This window comes from Thermotomaculum hydrothermale, assembly GCF_016592575.1.
Lineage (GTDB): Bacteria > Acidobacteriota > Holophagae > Thermotomaculales > Thermotomaculaceae > Thermotomaculum > Thermotomaculum hydrothermale.
This window is the reverse complement of sequence record NZ_AP017470.1, coordinates 1,666,092-1,677,625: the sequence shown is the minus strand read 5'-3', so window position 1 is coordinate 1,677,625 and position 11,534 is coordinate 1,666,092. Positions and strand designations below refer to the sequence as shown.

The 11,534-nt window shown below is 38.1% G+C and carries 11 protein-coding genes; all 11 read left to right on the top strand.

What is annotated here, in order from left to right; translation table 11 throughout:
- The first annotated feature begins 99 nt into the window (after positions 1–99).
- Positions 100–1,359 carry an arginine deiminase gene (locus tag TTHT_RS07750; protein ID WP_201327402.1) on the top strand — a complete coding sequence of 420 codons (1,260 nt, stop codon included), beginning with the start codon at positions 100–102 and terminating at the stop codon, positions 1,357–1,359.
- A 4-nt stretch (positions 1,360–1,363) separates the two neighbouring features.
- The gene (rpiB, locus tag TTHT_RS07745; protein WP_201327401.1) at positions 1,364–1,804 is read left to right on the top strand and encodes a ribose 5-phosphate isomerase B; all 441 of its coding nucleotides are present in this window, start codon (positions 1,364–1,366) and stop codon (positions 1,802–1,804) included.
- A gap of 14 nt (positions 1,805–1,818) precedes the next feature.
- Positions 1,819–3,081 (top strand): serine hydroxymethyltransferase, encoded by a 1,263-nt coding sequence (locus TTHT_RS07740; protein WP_201327400.1) that lies wholly within the window; start codon positions 1,819–1,821, stop codon positions 3,079–3,081.
- Between the two features lies 1 nt (position 3,082).
- Positions 3,083–3,550 (top strand): deoxycytidylate deaminase, encoded by a 468-nt coding sequence (locus tag TTHT_RS07735; protein WP_201327399.1) that lies wholly within the window; start codon positions 3,083–3,085, stop codon positions 3,548–3,550.
- A gap of 295 nt (positions 3,551–3,845) precedes the next feature.
- The gene (locus TTHT_RS07730; RefSeq protein WP_201327398.1) at positions 3,846–4,697 is read left to right on the top strand and encodes a hypothetical protein; all 852 of its coding nucleotides are present in this window, start codon (positions 3,846–3,848) and stop codon (positions 4,695–4,697) included.
- Between the two features lie 231 nt (positions 4,698–4,928).
- On the top strand, positions 4,929–5,693 hold the full coding sequence (locus TTHT_RS07725) for a hypothetical protein (protein ID WP_201327397.1): 765 nt from the start codon (positions 4,929–4,931) through the stop codon (positions 5,691–5,693).
- 120 nt (positions 5,694–5,813) lie between these two features.
- Positions 5,814–7,091, top strand: a complete 1,278-nt coding sequence (hemL, locus tag TTHT_RS07720; protein ID WP_201327396.1) for a glutamate-1-semialdehyde 2,1-aminomutase — start codon at positions 5,814–5,816, stop codon at positions 7,089–7,091.
- Positions 7,092–7,100: 9 nt separating this feature from the next.
- Positions 7,101–9,554 (top strand): leucine--tRNA ligase, encoded by a 2,454-nt coding sequence (leuS, locus tag TTHT_RS07715; RefSeq protein ID WP_201327395.1) that lies wholly within the window; start codon positions 7,101–7,103, stop codon positions 9,552–9,554.
- Positions 9,554–10,033, top strand: a complete 480-nt coding sequence (locus TTHT_RS07710; protein ID WP_201327394.1) for a hypothetical protein — start codon at positions 9,554–9,556, stop codon at positions 10,031–10,033. Before leuS ends, TTHT_RS07710 begins: the two co-directional genes overlap by 1 nt.
- Positions 10,012–10,968 carry a DNA polymerase III subunit delta gene (gene holA / locus TTHT_RS07705; RefSeq protein ID WP_201327393.1) on the top strand — a complete coding sequence of 319 codons (957 nt, stop codon included), beginning with the start codon at positions 10,012–10,014 and terminating at the stop codon, positions 10,966–10,968. Before TTHT_RS07710 ends, holA begins: the two co-directional genes overlap by 22 nt.
- Positions 10,969–11,032: 64 nt before the next feature.
- Positions 11,033–11,533 (top strand): roadblock/LC7 domain-containing protein, encoded by a 501-nt coding sequence (locus TTHT_RS07700; RefSeq protein ID WP_201327392.1) that lies wholly within the window; start codon positions 11,033–11,035, stop codon positions 11,531–11,533.
- Position 11,534: the final 1 nt, after the last annotated feature.

Here is an 11,534-nt window from a genome sequence, read left to right as displayed (position 1 = left end):
TGATAAAACTCACTTTGAAATTTTAATAAAAAATATTAGAGTTGCCCTTTTATTTGTTTTTTTCTACAATCAGAAAGAAAAACGATAAGGAGTAGTTTGATGACCAATGTGAGGGTTTGTTCAGAGGTAGGTGTTCTTGAAAAGGTTGTAATTCATTCCCCGGGGAAAGAAATAGAGGTAATGACCCCGGAAACAGCTCAGGAGGTTTTATATAACGATATTTTAACCTTGCCTGTTGTTGCCGAAGACCATAAAGGATTAAAAAATGTTTTAAAAAAAGTTACCAGGGTTTACGAATTAAAAGATTTATTAAAGGATATTTTAAAAAACGAAGAGGTTAAAAGAGATTTTGTAATAACAATTACTGCACTTGAAAGAAGGGCAGATATTGCGGATTACTTGATGTCCCTTCCCCCTGAAGAATTGGCAGATGCCGTTGTTTGTGGAGTTGAAGAGAGAAGGGATAGCCTTGAGAAGTTTTTATCAAACAGAAACTATGCGCTTCCTCCTTTGCCTAACCTTTACTTCACAAGGGACATTTCTGTTGTTTTCCGTGGGAAGGTAATAACTGGTTCTATGGCAAACAAGGTGAGAATAGGTGAAGCGGTAATAGCAAGGTTTATATACAAACACCACCCTGAATTTAAAAGTGAGGGCTTTATCTTTGATGGAATACTTGAAGGGAATGAAAAGGTAACAATTGAAGGTGGAGATTTTCTTGTGCTTGATAAAAATGTTGTCGCTATAGGGGTGAGTGAGAGAACAACTCCTTCAAGCATTGATATTTTTGTTGAGAGGATGAAAAAAGAGGTTGTTAATGAGGAATTTCATGTATTTGCTGTGGTTCTACCCAAGGAAAGAAGCACAATCCACCTTGACATGGTATTCACAATGGTTGACAAAGATAAGTGTGTTTGTCATTACCCGTACCTATTAGGAAAGGAAAAACTGAGGGTTATCCATATAAATATAATGCCATCTGGAAAGGTATCTTTAGAAGAGGAAGAATCCTTGCTTGATGCCCTTAAAAAAGTGGGGATTAAACTTGAACCTATAATTTGTGGCGGCTCTAACCCTGTTAATCAGAAGAGGGAGCAGTGGCTTTCAGGTACAAATTTCTTTGCATTTGCCCCCGGAAAAATTATAGGATATGCCTGCAATTATAATACCTTTAAAGAGTTGGAAAAAGCAGGGTTTAAAATTGTTCATGTCAATGATATAGTAAAAGATAAGGTTAATTTAGACGATTATGAAAAGGTGGCTGTTGGTATAGAGGGAGCAGAACTGGCAAGAGGCGGTGGAGGAGTAAGGTGTATGACAATGCCTGTAAAGAGAAAACCTATAAAGATAAGGAGTTAAAGCAATGAAAATAGCCATAGGCTCTGACCACGGAGGTTTTAAATTAAAAGAAGTTATTAAAAATTATTTGATAGACAAGGGCTATCAGGTTGACGATTTAGGATGCTATTCAGAAGAAAGCGTTGATTACCCTGATTTTGCAGAAAAGGTGGCAAAGGCTGTTGCAGGTGGAGATTTCAATTTAGGAGTTTTAATGTGCGGTACAGGGATAGGGATTTCCATAGCGGCCAACAAGGTTAAGGGAATAAGGGCTGCCTTATGCCATGACGGCTTAACGGCAAGGCTTGCTAAGCAACACAATAATGCCAATATAATCTGCATGGGGGGTAGGACAACAGGAGTTGAAACTGCAAAGGATATAATTGATAATTTTCTCTCTTCAGAGTTTGAAGGTGGAAGGCATTTAAGAAGAATAAATAAAATAAAGGATATGGAAAATTCTTAAATAAGGAGTGTAATATGAAGATTGAAGCATTGAAAAAGGTTGACCCGGAAGCATTTGAGGCGCTTGTTGGGGAAACTTTGAGACAGGAAAACAACCTTGAATTAATTGCTTCAGAAAACTATGTTTCCGAAGCAGTATTAGAGATGGCAGGTTCAATTTTTACAAACAAGTATGCTGAAGGCTATCCAGGAAGAAGGTATTATGGAGGCTGCGAATTTACAGATGTTGTTGAGAGGCTTGCAAGGGAAAGGGCAAAGGAGTTGTTTGGTGCTGACCATGCAAATGTTCAGCCCCACTCAGGTTCACAGGCAAATATGGCTGTTTATTTTACTGTGTTAAATCCTGGAGACAAGATTTTAGGAATGGATTTATCCCATGGAGGCCACTTAACACACGGACACCCTTTGAGTTTTTCCGGAAGATTTTTTGAGGTTGCATCTTATACGGTAAATAAAGAAACAGAAATGATAGATTACGACGAGTTAATGGAAACTGCTGAGAGAGAAAAGCCAAAGCTTATAATTGCCGGGGCAAGCGCATATCCAAGAATTTTAGATTTTAAAAAATTCAGAGAGATAGCAGATTCTGTTGGGGCATATCTTGTTGTTGATATGGCTCACATTGCTGGATTGGTCGCAGCAGGCGAACACCCATCTCCGGTACCATATGCTGATTTTGTTACAACAACAACCCATAAAACTTTAAGAGGGCCAAGGGGTGGATTGATTTTGTGTAAGGAAGAGTATAAAAAGGATTTAAATAGAAATCTTTTCCCTGGTATCCAGGGAGGGCCTCTTGTCCACATTGTTGCTGCAAAGGCGGTTGCCCTAAAAGAGGCAATGACAGAAGAATTTAAAGAGTATCAGAGGCAGGTTAAGGCAAATGCAAAAAAACTTGCTAATGAACTTGCAAATAGGGGTTTAAGGATTGTTTCAGGCGGTACGGACAACCATTTAATGCTTGTTGATGTAACCTCTATTGGTTTAACAGGTAAAGAAGCAGAAAAGGCACTTGATAAAGCCGGAATTACTGTAAACAAAAACACCATTCCATTTGATAAAAATAAACCTCTTATTGCAAGCGGAATAAGGATAGGTACTCCTGCTGTAACCACAAGGGGAATGAAAGAGAAAGAAATGGAAGAGGTTGCAGAGTACATTGTTGATGCGTTAAAGCACACCGAGGATGATGAGTTCCTTGCAAAGATTAAAGAAAAGGTTATTTCTTTAACAGACAGATTTCCTATGGGTTATAAAAAAATTGTTGGAATAGATTAATATGTCAAGACCAGGCTGGGACGAGTATTTTATAGAGTTAGCCTATTTTGTTGCAAGGCGTTCTACCTGCACAAGAAGGCAGGTAGGCGCTGTAATTGTTAAAGACAAGCATATACTTGCCACTGGCTATAATGGTGCGCCCAAAGGAATAGCTCATTGCCTTGACACAGGGTGTTTAAGGGATAAGCTTGGCATACCGTCAGGGACAAGGCATGAGATATGTATGGCTTCCCATGCAGAGCAGAATGCTATAATTCAGGCTGCATATCACGGAATTGCAATAAAAGATGCAGTTATCTATTGCACCACCCACCCCTGTTCAATCTGTGCTAAAATGATAATAAATGCAGGTATAAAAAAGATTTACTATGTTGAAGGTTACCCTGATGAGTTGGGAAAAAAACTCCTTGACGAAGCTGGGATAGAAAGGGTAAAGTTAACAAACCCAGAAAGGGTTAATGAAAAATAGCATATATTTTTCAATCTGGTTCTTTGATAAGTTTTAAAAAAATATTGAGTGATTAAAATCACTTTAAATGTCAAAAAACAACATTTTTTTTTAATTTTTTGTTGACTTTGCAAAATCAATAGATTATATTTATGACAGTTATGATGGGAATGAAAGGAAAAAGGAAAATAGGTAAATTTTGTTATTAACACAAATTTTAGGGAATTAGGGGAGGTGATAGCTGGAATTAAGGTATTGAAAAAGAGAAATTTAAGGTTTTTTGTATAACTAAAATTACTATGAGGAGGTAAGTTTGATGAAAAAGTTATTAACAACCTTGTTTGCGGTGTTTGTGGTAGTTTCCGCATTCGCTACTGTGAATGTAGAAACTATTACACCAAATGTTTATTATCAGGGCGCTTGTGAGCGTGTTGGTACAATGAGATTCATTGTTGCCAATGATCAGGACTACCAGAGCGCAACTTCTCAGGATTTTATTCTTGTTAAAATCCAGTTAACAGATGGTGCAACCCTTTGTAAGAACCTCTTTTCTGATGCAAATGGGGACTCTACATGGGGAACTCTTGAAGTTGATGGAACTTACTGGACAGGTGGAGATGTAAAGGCTTTTGGTGCAGCCGGTGATGATACTATTTATGTAAAAATTTGTGCTGCTCCTAACAATGCTGGGGCTCTCCCTAATGCTAATAGCCAGGCGTGGTTTGTGTTAGGTAACACCCAGGCTATCGGTGGTGGCGATGGTTTGACTCCACACGCTATCTGTGTTAACTTCCAGGGCTCAACCTTTGGTTTAAACGAGTTCTTCCTTGTGTCAATTACTGATTACACAGTTTCTGCTGACTGCTTGGATGACACTCTTGACCCAAGAAATATGGTTGGTAACCTGTTAGGTACTTCATACAGCCCGGCTAACCCGGCTATTGCTTATGGTCAGCCTGAAAGCGTTCACAACTTTATTATTGGAACAACCTGCACCGTTAAAAACGGTACTCAGGATGCAGACCTTTCTGCAATTGCTCCTTCAGAAGATGTTGATCTCTGCCAGTGTTATGTTTACACTCCTGGTGGACAGGGAGAAGATGATACTTATGAATGTCATGACCTTTACAGGATAGGTACTCTTGTTCTAAACGATGGAACCTGCTAGGCATACTTGAAGGAAGATTCAATTGGTATGCTTCCTGCCGGCTCAATTATTGAGTTCTCAGTAGTTGACGCAAGCGGTAATCCTATTGATGTATACTTCGCTGACGCTCCAACATTAACTACAGACACAGGAAGCGGACTAACAATTACAGGTCCTAATTATGTAACCTCTGTAGATGCTGCTGGTACTGGTGCATATTCTGATGATAATAACACAACCCTTTATGATGGATTGGCTGGATGTCCTGACAACTATGATTCATGTGTAGATACATATGATTTGTTTGAAACTGTTCAGTATACTGTTCAGGCTGCATCAACTGCTTCTGAAGGTATTATTTACCTTGATAACTTCAAGCTCGGAAGGCTTACTTCAGACGGTCCTGTTGAAGCATACCTTAAAGTTTCCTGGTATCCTGTACCTTGCGGAACTGGAAATAGCAAGGTAATTTTGAAGTCATTGAAGTTTGTTGATTGCCCTGATGAAACTGAATATCAGCCAACATACTACCAGGATGCACTTTACTTCCCATACTTCCCGAACTCAGGTTACTGGTGGTCTGGCCTTGCAATTACAAACGTAAACTACTACTATGGAACACTTCTTCCAACAATTAACACTTACTACGGTGGTTTTGGTTATGGTTTCCTCGGTGTTGACCAGGATATCAATGTAACTCTTTACCTCATTGAAGAAGACGGTGATGTTTACGTTTACGATGCTGGTACACTTCCAAAATCCGGTATCTTAACTGTATTACTCTCAGACCCTTCATTCTCACCTGTTCTTATGAACGGTTACACCGATGATGCATTCGGTGATGAGAAGTTCTGGGTAGTTGCAGTTGGTACAGCAACAGTTGGCGATACTCCAATCGTTCTTGACGGTTTCGGAATGCTTGGAGACGGAACTCAGGCTCAGGGCTTCTTACCGAGAATTCCGACCTTTGTTGATGCTACATTTAGTGAATCCAACGGAATGTTGAATAACAAATAATTAACATTAAATTTAATAACCTAAGCCCCCTTATGGGGGCTTTTTTTATTGCCTTCCTTTATTGTTTTCACCTTTTAAAATCTGTTATAATTATCCAATCAGAGTTAAGGAGATGTGTATATGAGGGAAAAATCAAATAATCTTTTTCAATCTGCAGTTAAATCAATACCCGGTGGTGTTGATTCCCCTGTAAGGGCTTTTAAATCTGTTGGCTTGACACCTATTTTTATTGAGAAGGCTTTAGACCAGTTTATATACGATGTTGACGGGAACAAATACCTTGACTTTGTGCTTACCTGGGGCCCTGCCATTTTAGGCCACTCAAATAGAGAGGTTATTGAAGAGATAAAAAAGGTTGCCGAAAATGGCATTTCTTTTGGTATGCCGTCCCCCCTTGAAGTGAGCCTTGCTGAAAAGGTAAAGAGAATGCTTCCATTTGTGGATAAGGTAAGGTTTGTAAACTCTGGAACAGAGGCAACCATGACTGCAATAAGGCTTGCAAGGGGATATACAAAAAGGGATAAGGTGTTGAAGTTCAACGGTTGTTATCATGGCCATCACGATGCATTGCTTGTTCAGGCAGGCTCAGGAGTTGCAACATTTGGCATTCCTTCTACCCCGGGAATTCCTCAAGATACTGTGAAAACAACCTTAACCTGTGAGTATAATGATATTGATTGTGTAAGAAAACTTCTTTCAAATAATGATGTGGCCTGTGTGATTGTTGAACCTGTTGCTGGCAATATGGGGGTTGTAAAACCTGAAAAGGGTTTTCTTGAAGGGCTGAGGGAAATTTGCTCTCAAACAGGTACTCTTCTTATTTTTGACGAGGTTATGACAGGCTTTAGAATTCACTCACAGGGAGCATACGGCCTCTTTGGAATTACCCCTGATTTAGCAACATTTGGTAAGGTTATAGGCGGAGGAATGCCTGTTGGGGCAGTAGGCGGCAAAAAGGATATTATGGATTACCTTGCGCCTGAAGGCCCTGTCTATCAGGCAGGTACCCTTTCTGGCAACCCTGTTGCAATGGCGTGCGGGTTAAAAACCCTTGAGATTTACGAAAGGGACAATGTCTTTAACTCAATTATGGAAAAAGCTGAAAGGTTTTACTCAAATTTAACCGAATTGTGTGAAAACACAGAGGATATTTCTTTTAACTACGCTGGAACAATGTTTACCCTGTTTTTCAGGGATAAAGCGCCTAAAAATCTGATAGAGGTAAATGAGTGTGATTTTGATAGATTTTCAAGATTTTTCAAGTTTATGCTTGATAACGGTGTCTTGCTTCCACCTTCACAGTATGAGGCAAATTTTCTTTCCCTAAAACATATGGAAGAAGATTTAAACCGCTATATTGAATTGCTGAAAGAGTTTTTAAAAATAGAGGGGATGTAGGAGGGTATAATGGCTTACAATTTTGAGAGTGTGGAAACAAAGTGGCGCGAAAAATGGGAAAAGGAAAACCCTTATAAAGTTGATGTTGATAAAAACAAGAAAAAATTTTACTGCCTTGAGATGCTTCCCTATCCTTCTGGCAGAATTCACATGGGGCATGTGAGGAATTATAGCATAGGCGATGTTGTTGCCCGCTATCTCACAATGAATGGTTATAATGTTCTTCACCCAATGGGCTGGGATGCTTTCGGTTTGCCTGCTGAAAATGCTGCAATAAAGAGGGGAGATCATCCGAGAGTGCACACAGTAAACCATATTGAAATGATGAGAAAGCAGTTGAAAAATCTTGGATTTTCTTACGATTGGGATAGGGAGATAGCAACCTGTTTCCCTGAATACTATAAGTGGAATCAGTGGTTTTTCCTGAAAATGTATGAAAAAGGGCTTGCATACAGAAGCAAAAGGTCTGTTAACTGGTGTCCTTCCTGCAATACAGTTCTTGCAAACGAGCAGGCTGAGGGGGGAAAGTGCTGGAGATGTGATTCCGAGGTTGAACAGAGGGAGTTAGAGCAGTGGTTTATAAGGATAACAGATTATGCTGACAGATTGCTTGATAACCTTGATAAGCTTGAAGGCTGGCCTGAAAATGTAAAAGAGATGCAGAAAAACTGGATAGGGAGAAGTGAAGGGAGCATTGTTAAGTTTAAGGTGAAAGGGATTGATGAAGATATTGAAGTATTTACAACAAGGGTTGACACAATCTTTGGCTGTACCTTTGTGTGCGTTGCTCCCAACCATGAAATAGTGAAAACCTTTATTAAAAAAGGAGATAAGGCAGACGAAGTTAAGGTGTTTGTTGAAAAGATTAACAAAATGTCAAGGGAAGAGAGGCTCCAGACATCTGAGAAGTTGGGGCAGTTTACAGGGTTTTACGCAGTAAACCCATTTAATGGCAAAGAGGTTCCTATTTACCTTGCTAACTTTGTTCTTGCAGAGTATGGCACAGGGGCAGTTATGAGTGTTCCTGCTCACGATGAAAGGGATTTTGAATTCGCAAAGAAGTATGGGCTTGAGATTGTCCCTGTAATTGCGCCAGAAAAGGATTTTGTTTATAAGGGAGAGCTTGAAAAAGCGTTTACAGAGTATGGTTACCTTATAAATTCAGGGGAATTTTCAGGGTTAAAAACAGAAGAAGCAAAAAAGAAGATGAATCAATGGCTTGAAAAAAATGGTCTGGGAAGAGCAGCAATAACCTATAAATTAAAAGACTGGGGCATTTCAAGACAGAGGTATTGGGGAACACCTATCCCTATAATTTACTGCGATAAATGTGGTATTGTGCCTGTTCCCTATGAGGATTTACCTGTTGAACTCCCGGACGATGTGGAATTTACAGGTGAAGGAGGTTCACCGCTTCTAACTTCAAAAACATTTCTAAAAACCAAATGTCCAAAATGCGGTGGAGAGGCGAGAAGGGAAACAGACACAATGGATACCTTTGTAGATTCCAGCTGGTACTATTTCAGGTACATTGATCCTAAAAATAACAATGAGCCTTTTTCAAAAGAGAAGGTTGAGTACTGGTCTCCGGTTGATTTATACATAGGCGGTATTGAGCATGCAACAATGCACCTTATATACACAAGGTTTTTTACAATGTTTCTTCACGATTTAGGGCTTGTCCCTGTTGAAGAGCCTGTGGTAAGGCTTTTAACCCAGGGAATGGTAATTAAAGACGGAAGAAAGATGTCAAAGTCTTTAGGCAATGTTGTTGACCCTGATGAGATGATAAAGAAGTACGGTGCTGATGCTGTTAGGGTATTTATGCTTTTCGCTGCACCACCTGAAAAAGAAATTGACTGGCAGGATCAGGGGGCAGAAGGTGCTTTAAGGTTTTTAACAAGAATCTGGAATTTTGGAGAAGAAAACGCTGAACTTATTAAGGCAGAAACTTCTTTAAAGATAAATGAACTATCTTCTTCAGGGAAAGAGCTTCTTAAAAAACTTCACAAAACAATAAAAAAGGTTTCAGAGGATATTGAAAAAAGGATACATTTAAACACTGCAATTGCTTCTCTAATGGAGTTGTTTAATTCCCTTTCCTCATTTAAGCCTGAAAACAAGATGGATGAAATTGCAGTTAAAGGGGTTTTTCACGGGCTTGTAAAAATGCTTATGCCGTTTGCTCCCCATATTTGCTCTGAAATGGGAGAGATTTACGGAATTGATATTGCAAAGTGGCCTGAATTTAATAAAGAACTTGCGAAGGATGAAACATTCACCCTTATTGTTCAGATTAATGGTAAGGTTAAAGGAAGAGTTGAAGTTGATGCAGGAATTGATGGAGATACCGCTTTTGAACTGGCAATTAAAGATAGCAAGGTTGCAAAGGCAATTGAAGGAAAAGCTGTTGTTAAAAAGATTTATATTCCAAACAGGCTTTTAAATATTGTGGTTAAATAATGAAAAAACTATTGATAATTTTTGTTCTGACAATTTTGTTCATTTCCTGCGGGTATAAGGTTAACACTTACCCGCAGCATACATTTATTCTAAAAGCATTTAACTTTAATGACCCTTTGTTGCTTCAATTTAAGAAAGATATTGAGTGGAAGATAAAAGACAATCTCTATTTATCAGGATACACAGAAAGTAAAGATGCAAATCCTGATTTTCAGGTTTATCTTAATGTTAACAATTTTAAATCCTTTACAGTGCAAAGTGGAAGTGATAACAGGCAGACTGCAAAGGAGTTGAGATATAAAGTTGAATGTACTTTTATCAGAAATGGCAAGACCTTTGTTTTTAAAGATACAATCAAGCTTTATCAGAAATTTCCCGTAAAATCCAAATACTTTGTGGATAAGAGAAAAGAACTTGCTGGGCAACTTGCTGAAGAGATAGCATTAAGGGTAAATTCATGGATTACAAAAATAATGTAATAATTATTGAAGGGGAAGAGTATTATTTAAGAAAGAAAAAGCTTGAGGAAATTGTATCAACACTTTTGCCAGATTCTTTTTCAGATTTTAATTATCTAAAACTTGACGGGAAAAGGGTTTCGTTGAGGGAAATTTTATCTTCATGGGAAGAGTTGCCCTTTGGCGCACCAAGAAGGGTGGTTCATGTTGAAAACTTTGAGAAGGTTAAAGTAAAATCCTCTGATAAAAAAGTTTATGAAATGTTTTTGAGTGCTGTAAAGTCGGGAAATATAAAGAAGAGTTTTTTAATTCTTGAATGTGAAAGCTTTGACAAAAGAGCTGCATTTAACAAAGAGATTGCAAGAAGTGCAGAAATATTTTCATTTAAAAAGGTTAGGGAATGGGAATTCCCGCAAAAGATTGTTGAGTACGCTAATTCAAAAGGTTATTTAATTGATAGAGACGGTGTTGATTTTATTGCATCCTCTTTTTCAGATTTAATGACATTGTATTCTGAGTTAGACAAGCTTTTTGCCTATAAAAAAGAGGATAAGAAAATAACATTAAATGATATAAAAGAAGTATTATTCCCGGCGAAAGAATATACCTTTTTTGATATTCAGGATGCTTTGATAGAGAAAAACCTGCAAAAAGCTTTAAGGGTTGGAACTGCTTTAATTGAAGGAGGTACTTCCTTCGCTTCAATATCTGGGTTTTTAGAGTCAACATTTAAAAAGTCTTATACACTTGCATTTGAAGAAAAGCCATCAAATCTTTCGTACTATCAAAGAAAGCTTTTGTCTCTTGCAGGGATTTACAAAAAAGAAGGAATTGAAAGAGCTTTAATTTTAATTTACAAGGTGCTAAGTTTGTCAAGAAAAGGCACTTTGCCTGAAACGGTGTATATTACTTATCTGTTTGCTTTTTTGCAAAGGATTGCGGATAGAGGGAAATAAAAAGTGTTTTTTTTTGTTGTGAATTGTATTATAATAATCAACAGTTAGAAAAAGGGGATGGCATATGGCGTTACCAGATTTTGTAATGTATGAAGAAGAATACAAAAAATTAAAAGAGATTCTTGAGAGATTAAAAGAGGAGAGTGGTTCCAAAATTGTTTTTCTCGTGGATAAAAATGGTCAGCAGATAGCAGGTGCAGGAGAGCTTGGAAATATTGATGCTACCTCTCTTGCTTCTCTTACAGCAGGCAATGTTGCAGCGACAGATGGGCTTGCTAAACTTATAGGAGAGAAAGAATTTTCTTTGCTGTTTCATGAAGGTGAAAGGGACAATCTGCACATTTCAATTGTAGGGAAGAGAGGAATTTTAGTTGTTATTTTTGACAATAAGGCCACACTTGGCCTTGTAAGGTTAAGGGTGAAAAAGGCTTCTCAGGAGCTTGAAAAGATTTTTGATATGATTGAAGAAAAGGTTAAAAAACAGGCTGGCGATGAAGAAAAGTATGAATCGCCATTTGCTGAAATAACTGAAGAGGATATTGATAAACTTTTTGGTGATATCTAAT